The organism is Kribbella rubisoli (assembly GCF_004217145.1).
In the GTDB taxonomy this organism is placed as follows: Bacteria; Actinomycetota; Actinomycetes; order Propionibacteriales; family Kribbellaceae; genus Kribbella; species Kribbella rubisoli.
In genome coordinates, this window is record NZ_SHKR01000017.1 from 206,575 (window position 1) to 228,102 (window position 21,528).

At 68.5% G+C, this 21,528-nt stretch carries 16 protein-coding genes; 8 read left to right on the forward strand and 8 right to left on the reverse strand.

Annotated features, from left to right (window positions below; all coding sequences use genetic code 11):
- Positions 1–53: 53 nt before the first annotated feature.
- A complete protein-coding gene (locus tag EV645_RS36540; protein WP_130448897.1) occupies positions 54–2,042 on the reverse strand; it encodes an alpha-1,4-glucan--maltose-1-phosphate maltosyltransferase in 1,989 nt (662 codons plus the stop codon).
- Between the two features lie 163 nt (positions 2,043–2,205).
- Here EV645_RS36540 and glgP point away from each other — a divergent pair, with 163 nt between their 5' ends.
- Entirely contained in the window at positions 2,206–4,794 is a 2,589-nt protein-coding gene (gene glgP, locus EV645_RS36545) for an alpha-glucan family phosphorylase (RefSeq protein WP_130448899.1), read from the forward strand.
- Positions 4,795–4,844: 50 nt separating this feature from the next.
- Here glgP and EV645_RS36550 read toward each other — a convergent pair whose 3' ends face one another.
- Positions 4,845–6,302, reverse strand: a complete 1,458-nt coding sequence (locus tag EV645_RS36550) for an MFS transporter (RefSeq protein ID WP_242000886.1) — start codon at positions 6,300–6,302, stop codon at positions 4,845–4,847.
- A 49-nt stretch (positions 6,303–6,351) separates the two neighbouring features.
- Here EV645_RS36550 and EV645_RS36555 point away from each other — a divergent pair, with 49 nt between their 5' ends.
- Positions 6,352–6,951, forward strand: coding sequence for a TetR/AcrR family transcriptional regulator (locus tag EV645_RS36555; RefSeq protein ID WP_130448901.1), 600 nt, complete (start codon positions 6,352–6,354; stop codon positions 6,949–6,951).
- Positions 6,952–6,967: 16 nt separating this feature from the next.
- On the forward strand, positions 6,968–7,834 hold the full coding sequence (locus EV645_RS36560; protein WP_130448903.1) for an alpha/beta fold hydrolase: 867 nt from the start codon (positions 6,968–6,970) through the stop codon (positions 7,832–7,834).
- Between the two features lie 151 nt (positions 7,835–7,985).
- Here EV645_RS36560 and EV645_RS36565 read toward each other — a convergent pair whose 3' ends face one another.
- The 3 genes from EV645_RS36565 to EV645_RS36575 form a co-directional block, all read right to left on the reverse strand.
- Positions 7,986–8,855, reverse strand: coding sequence for a transglutaminase-like domain-containing protein (locus tag EV645_RS36565; RefSeq protein WP_130448905.1), 870 nt, complete (start codon positions 8,853–8,855; stop codon positions 7,986–7,988).
- A complete protein-coding gene (locus tag EV645_RS36570; RefSeq protein WP_130448907.1) occupies positions 8,855–9,679 on the reverse strand; it encodes a MerR family transcriptional regulator in 825 nt (274 codons plus the stop codon). Before EV645_RS36570 ends, EV645_RS36565 begins: the two co-directional genes overlap by 1 nt.
- Before the next feature lie 75 nt (positions 9,680–9,754).
- Positions 9,755–10,141, reverse strand: coding sequence for a hypothetical protein (locus tag EV645_RS36575; RefSeq protein WP_198682105.1), 387 nt, complete (start codon positions 10,139–10,141; stop codon positions 9,755–9,757).
- A gap of 336 nt (positions 10,142–10,477) precedes the next feature.
- Between EV645_RS36575 and EV645_RS36580 the strand changes: the two genes are divergently transcribed.
- Positions 10,478–10,915 (forward strand): PadR family transcriptional regulator, encoded by a 438-nt coding sequence (locus EV645_RS36580; protein WP_206751464.1) that lies wholly within the window; start codon positions 10,478–10,480, stop codon positions 10,913–10,915.
- A 20-nt stretch (positions 10,916–10,935) separates the two neighbouring features.
- Here EV645_RS36580 and EV645_RS36585 read toward each other — a convergent pair whose 3' ends face one another.
- A complete protein-coding gene (locus tag EV645_RS36585; protein WP_130448911.1) occupies positions 10,936–11,703 on the reverse strand; it encodes an SGNH/GDSL hydrolase family protein in 768 nt (255 codons plus the stop codon).
- Positions 11,704–11,836: 133 nt separating this feature from the next.
- Positions 11,837–12,124: a hypothetical protein gene (locus EV645_RS36590; protein ID WP_130448913.1), complete on the reverse strand. Its 288-nt coding sequence runs from the start codon at positions 12,122–12,124 to the stop codon at positions 11,837–11,839.
- A gap of 201 nt (positions 12,125–12,325) precedes the next feature.
- Between EV645_RS36590 and EV645_RS36595 the strand changes: the two genes are divergently transcribed.
- Entirely contained in the window at positions 12,326–16,606 is a 4,281-nt protein-coding gene (locus tag EV645_RS36595; RefSeq protein WP_130448915.1) for an nSTAND1 domain-containing NTPase, read from the forward strand.
- Here EV645_RS36595 and glgX read toward each other — a convergent pair.
- Positions 16,603–18,675, reverse strand: coding sequence for a glycogen debranching protein GlgX (gene glgX / locus EV645_RS36600; protein WP_242000914.1), 2,073 nt, complete (start codon positions 18,673–18,675; stop codon positions 16,603–16,605). The two genes, EV645_RS36595 and glgX, sit on opposite strands and share 4 nt — an antisense overlap.
- 172 nt (positions 18,676–18,847) lie before the next feature.
- Between glgX and EV645_RS36605 the strand changes: the two genes are divergently transcribed.
- From EV645_RS36605 to EV645_RS36615, 3 genes are all read left to right on the forward strand, one after another.
- Positions 18,848–19,870 (forward strand): Gfo/Idh/MocA family protein, encoded by a 1,023-nt coding sequence (locus EV645_RS36605; protein ID WP_130448919.1) that lies wholly within the window; start codon positions 18,848–18,850, stop codon positions 19,868–19,870.
- Positions 19,867–20,910 (forward strand): Gfo/Idh/MocA family protein, encoded by a 1,044-nt coding sequence (locus EV645_RS36610; RefSeq protein WP_130448921.1) that lies wholly within the window; start codon positions 19,867–19,869, stop codon positions 20,908–20,910. The genes EV645_RS36605 and EV645_RS36610 overlap by 4 nt, the downstream gene beginning before the upstream one ends.
- A 75-nt stretch (positions 20,911–20,985) precedes the next feature.
- Positions 20,986–21,495 (forward strand): 4-carboxy-4-hydroxy-2-oxoadipate aldolase/oxaloacetate decarboxylase, encoded by a 510-nt coding sequence (locus EV645_RS36615; protein ID WP_130448923.1) that lies wholly within the window; start codon positions 20,986–20,988, stop codon positions 21,493–21,495.
- Positions 21,496–21,528 lie beyond the last annotated feature (33 nt).

The following is a 21,528-nucleotide window of genomic DNA, read 5'->3' on the forward strand; positions in this document are numbered from 1 at the left end:
CCGGAGCGAGCTGCCGACCTGCAGGCTGCGTTCCGGCGCGCTTCGGTTCCGCTTCAGGCTTGCCCGCGACGTACCGCGAGGATGTGCGCGGGCTCGGCGTTGGGGTCTAGTTTGATGTAGTTCTGTTGGCCCCAGCGCCAGGTTGCGCCGGTGATCTCGTCGTAGACGGTGAAGGTGTCCTCGGGGCGCATGCCGAGGGCGGCCATGTCGAGGTGGACCATCGACTCGCGGACGGAATGCGGGTCGGTGTTCACCACGATGATGACTGTGTCGGTGTGGCCGTCGGGGGCGGTGGAGCGCTTCGAGTAGCACATGATGGCTTCGTCATCGACCGTGTGCAGCGACAGGTTGCGCAGTTGCTGGAGCGACGGGTGCCGGCGGCGGATGTTGTTCAGGAGGGTGAGGTACGGCGCTAGCGAGCGCCCCTCCGCCTCAGCCGCAGCCCAGTCGCGCGGCCGCAGCTGGAACTTCTCGGTGTCCAAGTACTCCTCGGACCCCGGCCGCAGCGCAACATGCTCGAACAGTTCGTATCCGGCGTACACACCCCAAGCAGGCGACGACGTCGACGCGATCGCGGCGCGGATCTTGAACGCGCCGGGGCCGCCGTACTGCAGGTAGGCCGTGAGGATGTCCGGCGTGTTCACGAAGAAGTTCGGGCGCAGGTAGTGCCCGCTCTCCTTGGTGAGCTCGGTGAGGTACTCCTCGAGCTCCCACTTCTCGTTGCGCCAGGTGAAGTACGTGTACGACTGGTGGAAGCCGACCTTCGCCAGCTCGCGCATCATCGGGCGGCGGGTGAACGCCTCGGACAGGAACACCACGTCGGGATCGGTCTTGCGGATCTCGCCGAGCAGGTACTCCCAGAAGTTGACCGGCTTCGTGTGCGGGTTGTCGACGCGGAACACCGTGACGCCCTTGGAGATCCACAGCCGGACGATCCGCAGTACTTCGGCGTAGATGCCTTCGGGGTCGTCGTCGAAGTTGATCGGGTAGATGTCCTGGTACTTCTTCGGCGGGTTCTCGGCGTACGCGATCGAGCCGTCGGCGCGTTTCGCGAACCACTTCGGGTGGTCCTTCACCCACGGGTGGTCCGGCGACGCCTGCAGGGCAAGGTCGATCGCGACCTCCAGGCCGACCTCGCGGGCGCGGCCGACGAAGTACTCGAAGTCCTCGAACGTGCCGAGCTCCGGGTGGATCGCGTCGTGGCCGCCGTCCTCGGAGCCGATCGCCCACGGTGAACCCGGGTCGCCCGGCTTCGGGTCGAGGGTGTTGTTCGGGCCCTTGCGGAACGAGTGGCCGACCGGGTGGATCGGCGGCACGTAGAGGATGTCGAAGCCCATCTTCGCGACGGCCTCGAGCCGCTGCGCCGCCGTACGGAAGGTGCCGGAGGCCCATTGACCCGACTCTTCGTCGTACGTCGCACCCTCGGAGCGCGGGAAGAATTCGTACCAGCTGCCGTACAGCGCACGCGTCCGGTCGACCCACACCGGGTACGTCTCCGACGACGTGATCAGCTCGCGCACCGGGTACCGACCGAGAGCAGCGCGGACCTGCGGCGAGATGCCCGCGGCCAAACGCGCTTCCGGCGGCAAGGCGCCGTTCGCCAGCGCATGCGCGGCATCGCTCAACGTCCCGCGGTCGGCACGCACTGCCGGTGGTACGCCGGCCGCCGCACGATCGAAGAACGCGGCGCCCTCGGCGAACATCAGGTCGACGTCGAGGCCGGCCGGCACCTTGATCTCGGCGTTGTGCCGCCAGGTGCCGTACGGGTCGCTCCAGCCTTCGACCGCGAACGTCCACGCGCCCTGCTCCTGCAGTGTCACGTCGACGGTCCAGCGGTCGGAGCCCTGTCCCACCGGACTCATCAGCATGCGTCTGGTCTGTCCCGACGGCGACGTCAGTACGACGTTCGCGTTCACCGCATCGTGGCCTTCGCGGAAAACCGTGGCCGCGATGGTGAACGTCTCGCCGACCGCTGCCTTGGCCGGATACGCTCCGGCGTCAACGGTCGGGGTGACCTCGGTGATCGGGATGCGCCCAGTCATGGCGTGGATGAACTCCCTGTGTCTGAATGTCGGAACTACAGGACTGACGTTATCGGTTCCCAGTACTCCGCTGTGACACACGGGGCTGCAAAATCTTGCTCGCGTTGCAAGATCGATGCATCCCGAAGGTGTTTTGCGCACCCCGGCCCGGTACGGTGTCCCGGTGCGAGCGATACGACGATTTTCCGTCCGCCCTGTCCTGCCTGCGCCGCTGACCGGCCTGGGCACCCTGGTGAACAACCTCCGCTGGGCCTGGCACCCGGAGACGCAGGACGTCTTCGAGGCCGTCGACCCGCAGTTGTGGCGGACCACCGGCGGTGACCCGGTCAAGCTGCTCGGCGAGGTACCGGCGGCCCGGCTCGACGAGCTGGCCAACGACCACGCTTTCCTGCGCCGGCTGGAACTGGCAGTAGCCGACCTCGACAGCTACGTGACCGAAGACCGGTGGTTCCAGAGTGCCGGATCGCCGCTGAACGCGGTGGCCTACTTCTCCCCGGAGTTCGGCATCACCCACGTCCTCCCGCAGTACTCCGGTGGTCTGGGCATCCTTGCCGGTGATCACCTGAAGGCGGCGAGCGACCTCGGCGTACCGCTGATCGGCGTCGGTCTGCTGTACCGGCACGGGTACTTCACGCAGTCGCTGAACCGTGAGGGCTGGCAGCAGGAGCGTTACCCCCTGGTGGACCCGGACGGGCTGCCGATCAGCCTCCTGCGCGATGGTGACGCGCCGGCGACTGTCACGTTGACGCTGCCGGGCAACCGCCAGCTGCACGCGCAGATCTGGGTCGCCCAGGTCGGCCGTGTCCCGTTGCTGATGCTCGACTCCGACATCGAGGAGAACGAGCCCTCCGAGCGCGAGGTGACCGACCGGCTGTACGGCGGTACCACCGAGCACCGGCTGCTCCAGGAGCTGCTGCTCGGCGTCGGCGGTGTCCGCGCGGTCCGCACGTACTGCCGGATCACCGGTCACGCGGCGCCCGAGGTGTTCCACACCAACGAGGGCCACGCCGGCTTCCTCGGTGTCGAGCGGATCCGTGAGCTGGCCGCCGAGAAGGACCTCGACTTCGACACCGCGCTCGAGGTCAACCGCGGCGGCACCGTGTTCACCACGCACACGCCGGTCCCGGCCGGTATCGACCGGTTCCCGGTCGAGCTGATCCAGCAGCACTTCTCGGCCGACGTGTTCGGTCCCGAGGTGCCGATCGACCGCATCCTCTCTCTCGGCGCCGAGGACTTCGAGGGCGGCGACCCGGCGCTGTTCAACATGGCGATCATGGGTCTGCGGCTGGCGCAGCGGGCCAACGGTGTGTCGAAGCTGCACGGCGTCGTCAGCCGCGGGATGTTCTCCGGGCTGTGGCCGAGCTTCGACTCCACCGACGTGCCGATCACCTCGATCACCAACGGCGTGCACGCGCCGACCTGGGTGGCGCGTGAGATCCACGACCTCACGTATGCGAACTACACCGCCGACGAGGACATCTTCGACGGCCTCGACAAGACCACCGACCAGCAGATCTGGGAGACGAAGCGGCTGCTGCGGCAGCGGTTCATCGACGACACCCGATCGCGGGTCCGGCAGTCCTGGATCAACCGCGGCGCGAGTGAGGCCGAGCTCGGCTGGGTCGACTCGATCCTCGACCCGGACATCCTGACGATCGGCTTCGCGCGGCGCGTTCCGTCGTACAAGCGGCTCACGTTGATGCTGCGCGACCCGGAGCGGCTGAAGGCGCTGCTGCTGCACCCGCAGCGGCCGATCCAGATCGTTATCGCGGGCAAGTCGCATCCGCACGACGAGGGCGGCAAGAAGCTGATCCAGGAGGTCGTCCGGTTCGCCGACGACCCGGACGTGCGGCACCGGATCGTGTTCGTGCCGGACTACGACATCGCGCTGGCACAGCCGATGTACCCGGGCTGCGACGTCTGGCTGAACAACCCGCTCCGTCCGTACGAGGCGAGCGGCACGTCCGGCATGAAGGCGGCGCTGAACGGTGCGCTGAACCTGTCGATCCGCGACGGCTGGTGGGACGAGTGGTACGACGACGAGTTCGGCTGGGCGATCCCGTCCGCGGACGGAGTCGAGGACACCGACCGGCGTGACGACCTCGAGGCGCACGCGCTGTACGACCTGATCGAGAAGCAGGTCGCGCCGCGCTTCTACGACGGCGCCGTGCCGGCCCGCTGGATCCAGAACCTGCGGAACACGATCAAGGATCTCGGCCCGAAGGTGCTCGCCACCCGGATGGTGCGCGACTACGTCGAGCAACTGTACGTGCCGGCCGCGAAGTCGTCGCGTTCGCTGAACTCGACGTACGACGGTGCGCGCGAGCTGGCTGCGTGGAAGCAGAAGGTGGTCGCGGCCTGGCCGCAGATCCGCGTCGACCACGTCGAGCTGCAGGGTCTCGGCGACGTGCCGCAGCTCGGTACGACGGTTGGGATCCGCGCGTTCGCTGCTCTTGGCGATCTTGCTCCGGCTGACATCTGTGTCGAGGTCCTGCACGGGCGCGTCGACGCCAACGACGAGATCACGGACCCGGTCCGCACGTCGCTGTCGCTGGCCGAGACGTACGAGGGCAACCGGCACCGGTACGAAGGCGAGCTGAAGCTGGACCGCACGGGTCCGTTCGGCTACACGGTCCGCGTCGTCCCGAACCACGCGGCCCTGGCCAGCGTCGCCGAGCTCGGCCTGGCCGCCGGCCCGTCCGACACTGACGACCCGTCCGCTCCCGACCTCCCGGCCGGCTCGGAGTTCTGAGCCCACAACACAAAAGACACAACCCCGCCTGCCTCACCAGGCGGGGTTGTTCATTTGCCGGGTCGGTCCGCCGTCGTGCCTCGGGTGCGGATGATGCCGTAAGCAACTAGTGCTGCGGCGATCGTGGTGAGGGTCAGGGCGGCGGTGGTTGTTGCCTGGTGGAACTGGGTGGTTTGATGGGCGGTCCAGTGGGGGGTAGTGATGGGGCCGGCGAAGATCAGGGCCAGGAGGGTGCCGGTGATGGCTATGCCGGCGGCGGACGTTACCTCCGTGGCGGTGTCGGTGAGGGCGGCGCCGATCGTGGTGCGGTTCGCCGGCAGGCCTCGGAGGACGTTGACTCCGGCAACTACTCCGACGACGCGCATCCCGGCCGCGACCAGCACCAGCGCAACCGCGACCCACACGTAGCCGAACCTGCTCAGTGACCCGTACACCGCGAGGCCGAACACGACCGCCGCCGCGCTGATCCAGGCAGCTCGGCCGAGACCGACCCGGCGTACGAATGGGCCGATCAGCGCGCCGCCGGCGACGAGGACGACCACCTGCGGGAGCATGCCGATCGCGGCCAGCGCCGGAGACCAGCCCCAGTCGAGCTGCAGTTGCAGCGTCACGAGGTAGCCGAGGCCGGCAGTCGCGAGACCCGCTGCGGCCTTGAACGCCAGGCCGCTGGAAACCAGGGGATGGGCAACGAGTTTGGGATCGAGCAGCGGATACGTCGCCGAGCGCTCGCGCAGGTAGAAGAGCACCAGAGCCACAACTGCTGCGCCCGTAGTCGCCCACGCAGCCCACGACCCGGCACCCTGGTTGACGAACAGCGTCGGCGCAACCAGCGCGAGCACGATCGCCGCCGTACCCAACACGGCACCGGCGACGTCGATCGGATCCCGGTGCAGCTCGGCAGGAACATCTGCTGCGATGCCGAGACGCACCCCGACAAGAGCGAATACGGCGATGGGCACGTTCACCAGCAGCAGGATCTGCCACGGCGCGATCGCGAGTATGAAACCACCCGCCGTCGGACCGACCGCCAGCCCGACCAGTCCCACGGTCGAGATCAGCGTGGTCGCGCGGACCCGCAGGTCGTCCTCCTCGAACAGCCGGAAAGACAACGCCAGCGATCCCGGCGTCGTCATCGCGGCGGCGACCCCCATCGCCACCCGTACGGCGATCAGCTGCTCCACGGTGGACACGAACGCCGTCGCGAGACTCGCGAGACCGAGCAGAACCAGCCCGGCCAGCATGATCCGCCGCCGTCCGAACCGGTCGGCGCTCGCCCCGAACGCCAGCATCAGCCCGCCGAACACCACGGCGTACGCGCCTGTCACCCATTGGAGCGCGGTCGTCGAAGCGTGCAGTTCGCGCCCGATCGTGGGCAGGGCGACGTTCAGGATCGAGTTGTCGAGCATCTCGAACAGGAACACCGCGGACAGTCCGGCCAGCGCCATCCACGCGTCCCGCAGCGAGCGGGGCGGGCGAGCTGCTATGACGGTTGTCTGTGTGGAGGTCATGCCACTAAGTTAACTCACTAAGCTTAGTGACACAAGGAAGTGAGGGAAGATGCCCAGAACCGATGCGCGGGGCGGGCCGCAGACGCGGGCCCGGATCTCGGACGTCGCGACGCAGTTGTTCCTCGAACGCGGGTTCGACGGCGTCACGGTCGCCGAGGTCGCGCGCGAGGCCGGCGTGTCGAGCGTGACTGTCTTCAAGCACTTCCCCCGCAAGGAGGACCTGCTCCTCGACCGCACGGACGACGCTGTCGAGGTACTGCGTTCGGCCGTCCGCGACCGCCCTGCCGACGTACTGTCGTCGTTGCAGCAGGCAACCGTCCGGCTGCTCGACGAGGAGCACGCGCTCGCCGGGGTCAAGGACGGATCGGTCCCGTTCTACCGGACCGTCGCGGCCTCGCCCGCGCTGATCGCCCGGTCGCGGGAGATCGCGTCCGAGCTCCAGCGGACGCTCGAGGAAGAGCTCGACCGGGACCCGGCTTTCGAGGGCGATGCGTCACTGCTGGCCGCGTTCTTCATCGCCGGCTATACCGCCGTGCTCGTCGAGACCGCGCGGCGCATGACCGCGGGCGATGCGCCGAAGGACGTGGCGGCCGATCATCGCGTTCGGCTCGACCGGTTGTTCGACGGCCTCCGGAACGGCGTCGGCTGAGGTTACTCTTTGCGGCATGGAGTTCGTGCAGCTCGCCGATGGCCGCAAGTTGGAGTATTTGATCGAGGGACCGGCGGACGGCGTACCGCTCGTGTTCCATCACGGCACCCCGGGTGCTGCGGTGCGGTTCGCCCCGCTCGCGGAGTCGGCTGCGCGGCATGGGCTGCGGTTGGTCAGCCCCGGCCGGGCCGGGTACGGCGCGTCGACACCGCTTCCCGGACGGTCGATCGCGGATGTGGCGGCCGACACCGCCGCTCTGCTCGACGCGATCGGCGCCGACCGGTTCTACAGCATCGGCATGTCCGGCGGGGGACCGCATTCGCTGGCGTGCGCGGCCCTGCTTCCAGGGCGGTGTATCGCGGCGGCCTCGGTGGCCGGCGTCGGACCGGCCAACGCGGACGGGCTGGACTTCATGGTCGGCATGGGCGAGGAGAACCTTGCCGAGTTCGGCGCTGCGTTCAAGGGTCGCGATGCTCTCGAGCCACTGCTGGAAGCGGAGTCGAGCGGGCTGGCCTCCGCTGCCCCGGCCGATTTGGCGGCTGCCTTCGGCGACCTGGTGTCCGAGGTCGACAAGGCCGCGATGACCGGTCCGATCCTGGACTGGCTCGCGGCCTCGTGCCGGCGTTCCGTTGCCGAGAGCATCGCCGGCTGGCGCGACGACGACCTCGCGTTCGTGAAGGACTGGGGCTTCCGCCTGGACCAGATCACCACCCCGGTGGCGATCTGGCAGGGCGACCAGGACCGGATGGTCCCCGCGGACCACGGTCACTGGCTCGCCGCGCACGTCTCGGGCTGCACCTTCCACTTCCTGCCAGGCGAAGGTCATCTCTCCCTGCTGAACAGCATCGACCAGGTGGTCGCGGACCTTGGCCCTGGCTGGTGATCCAGCGCCTACTGCGGGGCACTCGGCACGGCATCTCGCCGCACGGGTGCAAAGGCCACGATGCTCCGCATCGAGACCTTCGCCCCCGCGCGCCGAGCTACCGCACCGAGCACCTCCTCGCTACGGCGCTGGATCACCAGCCAGGACCTAGTCAGCTGATATCGACCCACGCGAACGGCGGTGCGCCGGCGGGTGAGGTGTGGAACGACCGGCCGGCGAAGGTCAGGTCGGGGTCGGTGCGGTAGAGCTCGTTGACCTCCTTCGTCGCGGTCTCGTCTCCGTTGTCAGAGGCAACCATCAGCCGCGCGATCCGGTCGGTCAGGTCGAGGTCGGCACCGTCGAGCCGGTCCGACATCGCGCCCCAGTTGTCCCAGAGCAGGAGCTCGTCGCCGTTCAGGTGTGCGAGTTGGTAGTGCACGTAGTTGCGGATGAACCAGCCGCCGTGCAGCTTCAGCGGGGCGTCCGGGTTGGGGTCCGCGCCGTACAGGTCGCCGTCCAGCTCCCCGGACCGGTACCCGAGCCAGGTCTCCGCGGCCGACCGGAACGGACCGGCCGGCATGTCCTCCACGTCAAAGGGGTATCCGGCCTGATCCAGCTCGGTGTCGATCATCACCCAGCGGTTGCCGTTCCAGTACTCCGCAACGACATGATCGTGGTTGAAGCTCTCGGCGAAGTACTCCGCGAACCCGACCCGGCTGCGCGCCGGGATCCCCTTGTGCCGCAGTGCCGAGACGAACAGCAGCGTGTGGTCGCGACAGCAGCCGACGACGCGGTCGACCGGCTCGCGCGGTGCGGCGAGCGGCGTACCGTTGCGCTTCTGGTCCGTCGCGAGGATCGCCGACACCCAGCGGCTGTCGATCTCGGCGAGGCGTTCGCCGGTGAACTCGATGCCGCCGCCGCGGTAGTGGATCACCAGGTCGCGCGTCACGGCGGCGATCCCGGGGATGTCGTCCGGCAGCGCGTCGAACAGACCGGCGTGCTCGCCGGGATCGCTGAACCGGCTCTGGGTGGTGTAGTCCATCAGGCGTTCCTCTCGAGAATGGGCAGAGCGATGTCGACGGCCGGTTCGTCGCGGGGGATCAGGTGGCAGTCCGGGAGGTACACCTCACGCGGCGGACCTGCTTCGGGTACGCCGTTCGCCCGGACCCAGTCCGTCACGAGGTCGTAGGCGAGCATGATCCGCGGGTACGCGCACTCGTTCATCGTGATCGTGCAGTACGCCTCCCGGTGCGCGGGCTCGACCCGGATCCCGATCCGCCCCGCCGGGTCGACGAGGCCGTCGAACGGCACGCACACCTCGACCGTCGCCTCACCCTCGGGCGTCACCGCGCCGTGGAAGATCACCCACGACCCGGTGGTCGCGCTCGCGCCGGCCGCGTGCAGGTACGACATGATCTCGTCGGTACACGTCACGATGATCCCGACCAGCAGTTGCTGATTGGTGTCGGCGCGGATCGACGCGATCTTGGTCGCCGGTACGTCGCGGGTCAGGACCGGTCGCGGCGCGAGTCCCGTCGTACCGGATCGGGAGAGGCGGTCGCGTAGGTACTGCAGGGTTGACCGGCGCGCCTCGGTGGTTGCCTCCTCCGCAGCCCACCAGCGGTCGAGCCGGATCAGGCCCTCCTCGTCGGTGCCCGCCAGTACCTCGGCGATCGTGGCCAGTGGCATGTCGAGTTGGCGCATGACACTGATCCGTCGGGCCCGCTCCAGCTGCGCTTCGTCGTACAAGCGGTAGCCGTTGGCCGGGTCGACCTGAGCGGGCGCGAGCAGCCCGGATACGTCGTACAACCGCAACGCCTTGTGCGAAAGCCCGGTTCGTCGCCCGAACTCACTGATCGTCAACACGCGACCATCAAACCCTCTGCCCCAAGGGCAAGGTAAAGACCGCCACTCGCTTCGCTCGTGGCGGTGACGGGGGTGTCACACCGGGAACGGCCTCACATCGGGTTCGACCCAGCCCGCACGCGCTTCGGCGGACGCCAGGGTGCGGGGCTCGTAGAAGTGGGTCAGTAGGCGCTTGTTCATCAGGCCTGGGTTGCGTTGTAGCAGGTCGTCGAAGCTCTCGTCGGGCGCCTCGTTCATGTGGTACGCCGTCAGCTCGACCCATGCCTTGCTGACCGTGGCGTTGTACTTCTGCGGCGCACCGGCGTACCGCGCCGTCCGCTGGATCCCGTTGCTGACCAGGTCGACCGCGCCGGCCGTCCCACAGCGTCGTACGGCGAGCCAGGTCAGCCGCACGTGCTTGCGGTGGCCGAACTGGTCGGCGCTCGACAGCACTTCACCCATCAGTTCCTCGAAGGTGTCCATCTCCCCACATTCCGTACGCCGGGGGTCGCCCGCAACCGAGTTTCCGGGAGAGGGTTGCGTTGAAGACGGTAACGATATATCGTTAGTGTCATGAAGAATATCGAGGAGGATATTATGAACACCCCCAACGAGATCAGAGGCCGCCGCCGAGGCGGCCACCATCACCCCCGCCGCGGTGGACCGCGGATGGGAGAAGGCATGCCGATGCACGGCGGACGCGGTGAACGCAGCGGCCGTGGTGAGCGCGGTGAGCGTGGCGAACGCGGACCCCGCGGCTCAGGCCGTGGTTCCGGTCGTGGCCGGGCCCCGCGCGGCGATGTCCGAACGGCCGTCCTGATGCTGCTTGCCGAGGAGCCGATGCACGGCTACCAGTTGATGCAGGCCATCGCCGACCGCAGCGACGGGCGCTGGACCCCCAGCCCCGGCGCGATCTACCCGACCTTGAACCAACTGGAAGACGAGGGCCTGGTCACCGTGACCGCGGAAGCCGGCCGCAAGCTCGTCACGCTGACCGACGCCGGTCGCGAGTACGTCGAGGGACGCCGCGAGACGTCGATCGACCCGTTCGCCGCCTTCGCGAGCGCCGGCCCCACCGCCGACCTGCGCGGACTGATCGACGAGCTGGCCTCAGCCACCCGCCAGGTCGCCCGCACCGGCTCCGAAGAGCAGCGCACCGCCGCCGCGAAGATCCTGGCCGAAGCACGCCGCTCGCTCTACCTGCTCCTGGCCGACGCACCAGTCGTCCCCGAGCCCCCGAAAACCCCCGAGGCGTGAGCCCTGCACGTCCTGCTTGCTCAGGGCTTGAGTACGCCGGCCGGCAGGGCGGCGAGCAGGGCGTCGGCGTGGCGTCGGTAGCCCAAGTTGTTCGGGTGGAACGCGTCTTGCGCGAGCATGCCGCGCCACGGCGGCCTGGCGTACCGGGAGACCTCGGCGACGGGCAGTCCGCGGGAGGTGGCCGTGCTGCTGATCAGCTGGTTGATGCCTGCGACGTACGGGCTGACAGCTCCACCGACTCGCCAGAGCCGGTCCGGAACAGTCAGGTCCATCACAACCGACGATGAGGGCAGCCCGTCGATCACCTGGCGCAGGTGGTCGCGGAGCCGCTTCGGTGGAGTGGCGAGGATGTCGTTGCTGCCGATGCCACAGGTGACCAGCGCCGGCGCCAGTCCGTCCAGCAGCGGCAGTTGGTCGTCCAGCACATGCCGCGTCTGCGCACCTGAGCGCGACAGGTTGAGCACCCGCCACGGCGTGCCCTTCCGGCGCAATGCGTTCAGCACCTGCCCGACATACCCGTGCAGCGGCGACGACGCACCCAGGCCCTGTGCAGTCGAGTCACCCAGCACAACCCAGAGCGGTCCATCGGCTGACAACGCCGCCGAGTTCTGCCGGTTCCAGTACTCCGCGAACGTCCGCGCCTGCACGTCGACGTACGCCACTCCGTCCACCCACCGCTGAATCGCCAACCGCGAACTGGTCCGCTCGGCCTCGCCCCAACGCATGATCGCGCGGTGCAGCGCCCCGATGGGAGTCGTCCGCTCACGCCCTCGCTGCAGCAGAAACATCGGTCCCCCCAGAGATGAACAGCAGGTGACCGAAGAATGTACAGGCGGAAGGTTAACAACCCTCGGACGTGCTCACAGGACTACACGCGCGGCTCCGGCCGGGACCTGACAGGTCCCGGCCGGGGCTTCGTTCTCAGGCGTGGTGGACGGCGGAGTGGTCGCGGCGGCGTTGGACACCGACCATGATTCCCAGTCCCACGCCGCCCAGCGCGATGCCTCCCAGAGCACCGAGTGCGGCCGAGCTCACATCGACGGCGGGTGCAGCCGGTGCCGACGTGACTGAACCCGGAGGGTCCAGTGTTCGCTCGATGGATCCGCCGGCCGGTTCGGGAGCGTTCTGCGCCATCGCCGGTGCGGCGGTTGTCATGAAGGCGACGCTGATTGCGGCGCCTGCGGCCAGCCGGACGAGCCGGGTGGTCATGGACTGCTTCGTAATGCGTGCTGCGGTGTTGTTCATGGCGTCCTTCCCTCTTCCGGCGGGACCGCCGTCGTTGGCTGTCCTGGTGCGCCTCGAGGTGTTGGCATCTGTTCTCCCGCCCGCCGGTATCGGGCCGGAAGGCTGCGGTATCAGCGCGGTATCAGCGGCCTTGACGGGTGTCCGCAACAGGTGGAGTGTCGAGGAGTGGGTATCGCCGTACTCGGCCCACTAACCATCGAGGGGGAGTGGAAGAACCTCGCACGGCGCGACCGGATCGTTCTGGCCGCGCTCGCCGTGCATCCGGGGGAGGTTGTCAGCGCTGGGGTTCTCGCTGACGTGTTATGGGGAGAACGACCGCCCGCCTCAGCGGCCAAGGTCATCCAGGGCTGTGTGGTCCGGCTACGCAAGTTGCTCGGAAGCCATTCGATCGAGACGTCGCCGGACGGTTACCGGCTGACGGTTCCGCATGACCAGCTCGACACTCAGCGTTTCGAGCGAGCTGTCGGGCGGGCCGGTGTGCTGCTCGCGGATGGAGACGCAGAACGTGCGGCCGTGGTGCTGGCCGACGTACTGACGCTTTGGCGCGGTACACCGTTCGAGGAGGTCGCCGAGTGGGACACGGCCCGGATCGAGCTCGCCCGGTTGACCGAACTGCGGCACGTCGCGGAGGAGTTGTACGTCGAGTCGTCGCTGCGGTCCGGTGGTCAGAAAGGCGTGCTTGCCAAGGCGCAGGCGTTGACCGCAGAGGCGCCACTGCGCGAACGGAGGTGGGCGCTGCTCGCGACAGCGCAGTACCAGACTGGCCGGCAAGGAGAGGCGCTGGAGACACTGCGGCGGCTGCGGGTGGTGCTTGACCGGGAGCTCGGACTCGACCCCAGCCCCGAGATCGACGCGCTGGAGCAGGCGATCCTGCGACAGGACCCGGCGCTGCTCGGACCGGCCGCGCTGCCGGAACCGAGTGCGAGCTGTCCGTACCAAGGCCTGAAGCCGTACGACGTCGACGACGCCGAACTGTTCTTCGGCCGCGACACCGAGGTCGCCGCCGGGCTCCGGAAGCTGTCCGATCGCTCGGTCCTCGCGGTCGTCGGACCTTCCGGCTGCGGCAAGTCCTCGCTGATCCGGGCCGGCGTGGCCGCGACCTTGCAGCGTGACGGCGGCCGGATCGTCACGATCACGCCCGGCCTCCATCCGATGCAGGCGCTCGCCGCCGCGCTGCCGGGCGAGGGACAGCTGCCGACTCTGGTCGTGGATCAGTGCGAGGAGGTCTTCTCGCTGTGCCAGGACGTCACCGAACGGCAGGCGTTCCTGGCCCGCCTGAACGACCACGCGACGAGTGCGCCGTTGATCTTGTCGTTGCGCGCCGACCGGCTCGCCGACATCGCCTCCCACCCGGGCTTCGCTCGGTCCCTCGAAGACGGCCTGCACCTTCTCACCGGTATGTCCGACGTGGAGCTGCGGTCAGCGATCACCGAACCCGCGCGACTCGCCTCCCTGGTCGTCGAGCCAGGTCTGGTCGACCTGCTGGTCGGAGAGGTGGCCGGCCGGCCCGGCGCGCTGCCGCTGATGTCCCACGTCCTGGCTGAGACCTGGCAGCGCCGCGAGGGCCGCACACTGACCGTCGCTGGCTACCGCGCATCCGGTGGCATCCAAGGCGCAGTCGCCCAGTCCGCCGAGCAGGTCTACGCACAACTGACGCCAGAGCAGCGGCCACTGTTCCGCGCACTGCTGCTCCGCCTGGTCACTCCAGGCCCCGACGGTGAACCAGTTCGCAGCAGGCTGCCGCGACGCACCGTCGTCACCGGCCCCGAGTCGGACATGCTGATCGATCTGCTGGTCGGTGCGCGTCTGGTCACCAGTGACGACGGTGTGGTGGAGCTGGCTCACGAAGCTCTGGCCAGAGCCTGGCCCCGCCTGCGCAGCTGGCTCGACGACGACCTGGAAGGCCAGCGGATCTTCCACCACCTCACGCAGGTCGCCGACTCCTGGGACTCCCTGGAGCGTCCGGAGAGCGAGCTCTACCGGGGCGTCCGGCTCGCGAAGGCGATGCAGTGGCGGGACGAAGCACGACCTGACCTCACCGACACCGAGCGCGAGTTCCTTGCCGCGAGCGAACGCCTCTCGGTCGCGGAGCTCCGCGCCGCGGAGGAGCAGGCGCGTCACCAGATCCGCGTCAACCGACGACTCCGTACCGCGCTCGGCACCGCCGCGTTTCTCCTGGTCGGCGCCCTGATCGCCGGATTCCTTGCGGCCGGGCAAGCCAAGCGAGCCGACCGCCAGGCCTTCGCCGCCGGGCAAGCAGCCGTCGTGGCGGACGCAGGCCGCGCCGGCGCGAAGGCCGTTGTGGAGACCGACATCGATACCTCGCTGCTGCTCGCGATCGCTGCAGTTCGCATGAACGACTCACCCGAGTCCCGATCCAACCTGCTGGCCGCGATCGCCAAACATCCGCAGCTGACGAGATCGATCGTGACCGAGCAGGTGGATTCCTACGGCCTCGAGGTCAGTTCGGACGGGCGCCGGGCCTTCATCTTCGCGGCGAGTGGACACGTCCTCAGTTACGACCTGACCACCGGCACGCCAGTTGCCTCGTACAAGCCGCCGAACCGATCGGGCGGCGCGGATCATCTCGACTTCCTGGACCCGATGGCGCTGAGCCCTGGTGATCGCGAGCTGGCCGTCGGGACGCCGCCTCCGACCAACGAACCAGTGGTTTTGCTCGATCCCGCGACGCTGAAGCCGACCGGCCGCCGGCTGCCGGGTTTGACCAAGGCACCTGCCCGCGCGACACACGTCGGCTACAGCCACGACGGGCGCTCCCTCGTCGCGGTGATCCAGTACTACGGCAACGGAGTGACGAACGACTTCAGCAGTGGCGCTGTCTTCATCTGGGACGTCAGCCCGGGCCGGGCGCCGTCCGTACGGCGAATCGTTCCGCTGGCCGCCGCGTCCGTTCAGGACGCGGTCCTCAGCCCAGCCGGCGACCGCTTCTATCTGAGCAAGCCGGCCTCGGCGTACGACGTTGCTACGGGCAAACAACTGTGGTCGAGACCGGAGTTCGTCTTCACCCAGGCCGATGTCGCTCCGGACGGTAAGACCCTGTTGTTCATTGGCGAGGCGCGGGATACCTCGGGCCCCGACTACGACGACGTCCTGCTGTTGAACGCGGCGACCGGCGCAACTGTGCGCCGCCTGGAAGGGCAGGGGGCAAACCCCCTCAACGCCCGCTTCTCCCATGACGGCAAGTCGTTGGCCTGGGTCGGAGCCGACTATCGCGTCACGGTCTGGGACACCGCCACCGGAGCGCCGTTGGAGGACATACCGATCTCCGAGCGCGACACGTTGACTGCCGCGTTCGGCCCGCGCGATGACAAGCTGTACACCTCCGCCGGCGACAGCGCGCTGCGCAGCTGGGATCTGACCGGCAGCAACCGGCTCCTGAGCGAGCAAACGGCTCCGCCTGGGTTCGCCTATGGCTGCCGCTTCATCGCGCCTGGCGGGCGAAGGTACTTCCGTCTGCTCAATTTCGACGCCGCCTACCTTGACCCGGGAGTACCGGCCGGGGTCTTCGTCGACACCGCCACCGGAAAGCTCGTCCGGTTCGACGCGAGCGATCTCGGTGATACGACGAACAGTTGCGGCACCTGGAATCCGGGCGGAGATCGGTTCGCTATCGGCAACGTGGCTGGAACGGTCTTCGTGGAGGACGCCCGAACCGGTCGCCAGCTGGCCAAGCGCAAGGTCACGGCCGCCAAGATCCAGGACCTCGACTACAGCGGACGCGATGGCAGCCGCTTGGTCGTCGGTGACGCGTCCGGCCTCGCCACGCTCCTCGACGCTGGGACGCTCCGCCCGGTGAGCAAGCCTGTTCAGGTGGGTGGACCGATCGCGTGGCTGTCGGCGAGCCCTGACAACCGGTCCGCATTCCTGGTGATCGGAGGGCGCAGCATCTCGGACCGCCTCGACGTCCCTTCCGATCGATGGGCGTTGGTGGACCTGGTCGCGGGCCGGGTGGTCCGACGCGGAACCTTCCCGATGCGTGTCCCCAGCATCGTGGCCTTCGCCCCGGACGGAACCCGGGTGGCCGTCGGCAGCGAGAAGGGAGAGGTGCTGATCGTGGATCCCGCCACCGGCGAGAACATCGCCACACCGCGGATCGTCCACCAGGGCTGGGTCAACGGGATTGCCTTCTCTCCGGACAGTTCGCTGCTGGTCTCGTCGGGATGGGACGGCGGCATCGGCCTTTTCGACGGCAAGACGGCGGCATTGCTCGGCACGATCATGACGCCGAACCAGCAACTCGTCACGGCCGACTTCCTGCCGGACGGCCGTACCGTCGCGATCGCGGCGTACGACGACGGCGTCTATCACTGGGACACCCGGCTGGCGCACACGATCGAGATGGCGTGCCGGATGGCCGGCCGGGATCTGACTGCTGCCGAGTGGAAAGAGAACTTCGGGGAGCGGCCGTACCGGAAGACGTGTTAGAGCGCGCGGAGGAGGACCAGGCAGCGGGGGGCCAGAGGGACTGTGGCGCCGGCTTCTACCTCGGTGACCATGCTGTGGCTGGTGTCGAGGACTACCTCGTAGGCGGGGGCCCAGGAGGCGTCCGGTACGACGACCGGCTGGGTTTGGGGGGTGGCGTTGAGGGCCAGGAGGAACGAGCTGTCGGTGAGGGCGTTGCCTTCGGTGTCGGTGGCTCGGAGGGCGTCGCCGGCGAGGAACATGCCGATGGTGCGCAGGTTGCCGTCGAACCAGTCGGCGTCGGTCATTTCGCCGCCGTGGGGGGCGATCCAGGACAGGTCCTTCCGGCCGCCGGGCACGACGGGCCCGCCGGAGAAGTAGTGCCATTGGCGCAGAGCGGGATGTCTGGCCCGTAGCGCGATCAGCTGCTTGGTCAGCTCGAGTTGGTCGGACCATGCGGCGGGCAACGACCAGTCGAACCAGGAGATCTCGTTGTCCTGGCAGTACGCGTTGTTGTTGCCATGTTGCGTCCGCCCGCACTCGTCCCCGGCGGTGATCATCGGTACGCCGGTGGACAGGATCAGCGTCGACATCAGGTTCGCCATCTGGCGTTTGCGCAACGCGATCACGCGCCGGTCGTCGGTCTCGCCTTCGACGCCGCAGTTCCAGGAGCGGTTGTCGTCGGTGCCGTCGCGGTTGTCCTCGTGGTTCGCCTCGTTGTGCTTGTGGTCGTAGCTGACCAGGTCCCGCAGCGTGAACCCGTCATGCGCGGTGACGAAGTTGATCGACGCGTACGGGTACCGCCCGTCGTCGCCGTACAGATCACTCGAGCCGGACAGCCGGTAGGCGAGGTCCTTCACGCCGTCGGAGGTGTTCCGCCAGACGTCACGCACGCTGTCGCGGAATTTACCGTTCCACTCCGACCACGGCGGGCCGAAGTTGCCGACCTGGTAGCCGAACGGGCCGACGTCCCACGGCTCGGCGATCAGCTTCACCCGGCCGAGCACCGGGTCGGCCGCGACCTCGGCGAGGAACGGATGCCCCGGGATGTCCACCTCGTGGCGCTCGTTGCGCACCAGCGTCACCGCGAGGTCGAACCGGAACCCGTCGACGCCCATCTCCTCGACCCAGTAGCGCAGCGAGTCCATCACGAGCCGCCGTACCTGCGGGTGCGAGGTGTCGACCGAGTTGCCGGTGCCGGTCACGTCGTACATCGCGGCGCCATGACCGTCACCGTGCGCGAGCCGGTAGTACGCACGGTTGTCGATCCCGCGGAAGCTCAGCGTCGGCCCGTCGAACCCGCCCTCGGCGGTGTGGTTGTAGACCACGTCGAGGATCACTTCGATGCCCGCGGCATGGAACGCGGCGACCATCGCCTTGAACTCGGCCACCTGCTCACCGCGTGAACCGGACGACGAGTACGGCGCGTGCGGCGCGAAGAAGCCGAGGCTGTTGTAGCCCCAGTAGTTCGGCAGGCCGCGTGCGGCGATCGACGGCTCGGTCAGGAAGTGGTGGATCGGCAGCAGCTCCACCGACGTCACGCCGAGCTCGGTCAGATACCTGATCACCGACGGATGCGCGAGTCCGGCGTACGTGCCCTGCTGGTGCTCAGGTACGTCGGGGTGCCGCTTGGTGAACCCCTTCGTATGCAGCTCGTAGATGACCGTCTCGCCCCAGTGCACCGGCTTGCTGATCGGCGGCGGCGGATCGGAGTCCGCGACGACCACGCCGACCGGGACATGGCCGGCCGAATCGCCGTCGGAGGAGTCGTAGATCAACGGACTGGAGAAGTCCAGCGAGCCGTCGACGGCCCGTGCGTACGGGTCCAGCAGCAGCTTCGACGGGTTGAAGCGCAGACCGTGAGACGGGTCGAACGGGCCGTGCACGCGGTACCCGTACCGCTGGCCGGCACCTACTCCCGGCGCGAAGCCGGTCCAGAACTCACCGGTGTGGCTCAGGTCCAGGTTCCGCTGGCTGCCGTCGTCCGCGACCAGGGCCAGCTCGACCCGTTCGGCGGCCGGAGCCCACAGCGTGAAGGTGGTCCCACCGGTCTGGACCACTGCGCCCGGACGCGGACCAGTGCCGGCGGTCAGGCCGGGAGCACTCGGAGCGGCGGTCGCTTCTTTCACCGGCACATTCTGCACAGTTCGGGGTGAGTTCTCGATAGTGAGGTACTTATGTTCGTGAGACGGTGGTTGCGAACGCCTGTGCGCAGTGATACGCAAGGACCGTTACTAATTTACCCACAGGGTTGTAGGGGATCTCATGTCGGAAGAGCTTGCCGGTCTGACCGTCGGTCTGATCGGCGCGGGCAACATCAGCCACGTGCACGTGGCCGCGTGGAAGGCCCTCGGGGCCCGGGTCCTGGTCCACTCGCTGGAGGGCGCCGAGGAGCTGTCGGAGCAGTACGGGCTGGAGGTCGTGGCATCGCTGGAAGGCTGCCTGGCCGAGGCCGAGTTCGTCGACATCGTCACACCGTCGGCGACGCACAAGGAGATCACGCTGGCCGCGATCAAGGCGGGCAAGAACGTGATCTGCGAGAAGCCGCTGACGCTCACGGCGGCCGACGCGCACGAGGTGATCGACGCGGCGAACGCGGCCGGTGTCCGGTTGTACCCGGCCCACGTGGTGCGGTACTTCCCGGAGTACAAGGCGGCGTACGACGCGATCCGGGCCGGGCGGATCGGTGAGGTCGCGGTGGCGCGGTTCTACCGGCAGGCGTCCTCGCCGGCCGGCGCCGGCTGGTACCGGGAAGTGGCCCGCTCCGGCGGCGTGATCATGGACCTGATGGTGCACGACCTGGACCAGGCACGCTGGCTGTGCGGCGAAGTCACCACCGTGTACGCGGCCCAGAACCCGCCGACCGTCGACGGCATCAGCCCGGTCAACGTGGCGGCGCATGTGACGCTGACGCACGAGTCCGGCGCGATCAGCCACTGCCGGGCGACCTGGGGAGCGACGGGCACGACGTTCCAGACCGGCTTCCAGGTGGCGGGGTCGACCGGCGTACTGCGGTTCACCTCGGAGGCCGACACCGGCTACAAGGAGGAGCTGCAGAATGGCGGTGCCGGCGGCGACCTGCTGATTCCGGCGTCGTCGCTGGGGGAGAGCCCCTACCTGACGCAGCTGCGTGAGCTGGCCGCAGGACTGCGCGGCGGACCGGAGCCGCGGGTGCTCGCATCCGACGGCGCGACCGCCGTCTACCTGGCCGAGGCGGCGCGTGCGTCGATGGAGTCCGGCCAGCCGATCGACATGAAGACCTTCGTCTCGAGTGGAGCAGTGGCATGACCCTGAAGGTTGCTCTGGCTTCGTTTGCTCACGTCCACGCCGGGTCGTACGCGCATCTGCTCGCCGCGATGCCGGACATCGAGGTGCTGGCCGCGGACCCCGACGGTGCGTCCGCACCGGATCCGGGACCTCGCGGTGCAGCTCTTGCTGAGGCGTTCGGTGTCCCGTACGTCGACACGTACGACGAGCTGTTCGCGTGGGGACCTGACGCTGTCATCGTGACGTCCGAGAACGCCGGCCACCGCGCACTGGTCGAGCGTGCTGCGTCTGTCGGTGCACACGTCCTGTGCGAGAAGCCGCTGGCCACAGAGGTGGCTGACGGCGAGGCGATGCTCGCAGCGTGCGAGGCGGCCGGCGTGATCCTGATGATCGCGTACCCGGTCCGCTTCGCTCCGTCGTACCTGCAGCTGCGGGCGAACGTCGAGGCCGGCCGGCTCGGCGACGTGTTCGCAGTACTGGGGACGAACAACGGGAAGATCCCGTACGCCGCGCGGCAGTGGTTCGTCGACGCCAAGCAGGCCGGTGGAGGCGCGATGGTCGACCACACCGTGCACTGCGCGGACCTGATCGACGGTCTGACCGGCGGTGCGTCCGCCACCCGCGTGTACGCCGCGTCGAATCGCATCCTGCACCAGGACAAGGGGGTGGAGGTGGAGACCGGCGGGCTGGTGACGATCAACTACGACAACGGGCTGATGGCAACCATCGACTTCTCCTGGAGTGTCCCGGACAACGGTCCGACCTGGGGCGGTGTCTCGCTGCAGGTCACCGGCACCAACGGGTCGGTCGAGATCGAGCCGTTCCTCCCGCACGTGGGCGGCACGGACGCCAACGGCCAGGTGTTCCTGGGAATCGGCGGCAACCTGGACGAGGCCATGGTCGACACCTTCCTGGACGCGGTCCGCACGGCCGGCCCGGCAGTCGCCGGTCAGCCGCCGGCCGTCGTACCTCAGCCGGACGGCGCGGTCGGTCTCCGGACCCTCCGCATCGTCGACGCCGCCCGCCGCTCCGCGGCATCGGGTCAAGCCGTCGACGTGTGATACCTGCCGGTCGCCCTGGTTCGCCAGGGCGACCGGTCCAGTCAGGGGCGGTGTGACGCGGCGCTCAGGTGGTCGATGACGTCACTGAACCACGCCGGCGACAACCTGATGCTGCACGCGGCAGTGGAGGTGTGCGAGCCGGGGGACGTGCTGGTCGTCGCCACGTTGAGCCCGTCGACACACGGGATGTTCGGTGAGCTGCTGGCGACGCAGTGCCGCGCACAGGGGATCGCAGGGGTCGTTCTGGACGCCGGAGTACGAGACCGGCGTGAGCTGTGGGACATGTCGTTCCCCGTGTGGTCTCGGGCCATCAGCGCGGCGGGGACGGTCAAAGCGACACCCGGCTGGGTCAACGTGCCGGTGACCTGCGGGAGCGCTCTGGTGAACCCGGGCGACCTGGTGGTTGCCGACGACGACGGTGTGATGGTGATCCCGGCGGCTGACGTCGCGGACGTTGTCGAGGCCGCGCGGCTGCGGGAGGAGCGGGAAGCCGCCAACCGGGCACGCTTCCAGGCCGGTGAGCTCAGCCTGGACGTCAGCAACCTGCGGCCGCTCCTGGAACGCTTGGGCGTCACCTACTCCTGACGCCCGGGGTACCTCCTGCTTGCTTCGGTCCGG

Bases quoted from the DNA above. Each gene is read 5' to 3' on its own strand.
- EV645_RS36540 (WP_130448897.1), bottom strand. From the start codon at position 2,042: ATGACTGGGCGCATCCCGATCACCGAGGTCACCCCGACCGTTGACGCC.
- EV645_RS36550 (WP_242000886.1), bottom strand. From the start codon at position 6,302: ATGACCTCCACACAGACAACCGTCATAGCAGCTCGCCCGCCCCGCTCG.
- EV645_RS36555 (WP_130448901.1), top strand. From the start codon at position 6,352: ATGCCCAGAACCGATGCGCGGGGCGGGCCGCAGACGCGGGCCCGGATC.
- EV645_RS36560 (WP_130448903.1), top strand. From the start codon at position 6,968: ATGGAGTTCGTGCAGCTCGCCGATGGCCGCAAGTTGGAGTATTTGATC.
- EV645_RS36565 (WP_130448905.1), bottom strand. From the start codon at position 8,855: ATGGACTACACCACCCAGAGCCGGTTCAGCGATCCCGGCGAGCACGCC.
- EV645_RS36575 (WP_198682105.1), bottom strand. From the start codon at position 10,141: ATGGACACCTTCGAGGAACTGATGGGTGAAGTGCTGTCGAGCGCCGAC.
- EV645_RS36580 (WP_206751464.1), top strand. From the start codon at position 10,478: ATGCTGCTTGCCGAGGAGCCGATGCACGGCTACCAGTTGATGCAGGCC.
- EV645_RS36585 (WP_130448911.1), bottom strand. From the start codon at position 11,703: ATGTTTCTGCTGCAGCGAGGGCGTGAGCGGACGACTCCCATCGGGGCG.
- EV645_RS36590 (WP_130448913.1), bottom strand. From the start codon at position 12,124: ATGACCACCCGGCTCGTCCGGCTGGCCGCAGGCGCCGCAATCAGCGTC.
- EV645_RS36605 (WP_130448919.1), top strand. From the start codon at position 18,848: ATGTCGGAAGAGCTTGCCGGTCTGACCGTCGGTCTGATCGGCGCGGGC.
- EV645_RS36610 (WP_130448921.1), top strand. From the start codon at position 19,867: ATGACCCTGAAGGTTGCTCTGGCTTCGTTTGCTCACGTCCACGCCGGG.
- EV645_RS36615 (WP_130448923.1), top strand. From the start codon at position 20,986: ATGACGTCACTGAACCACGCCGGCGACAACCTGATGCTGCACGCGGCA.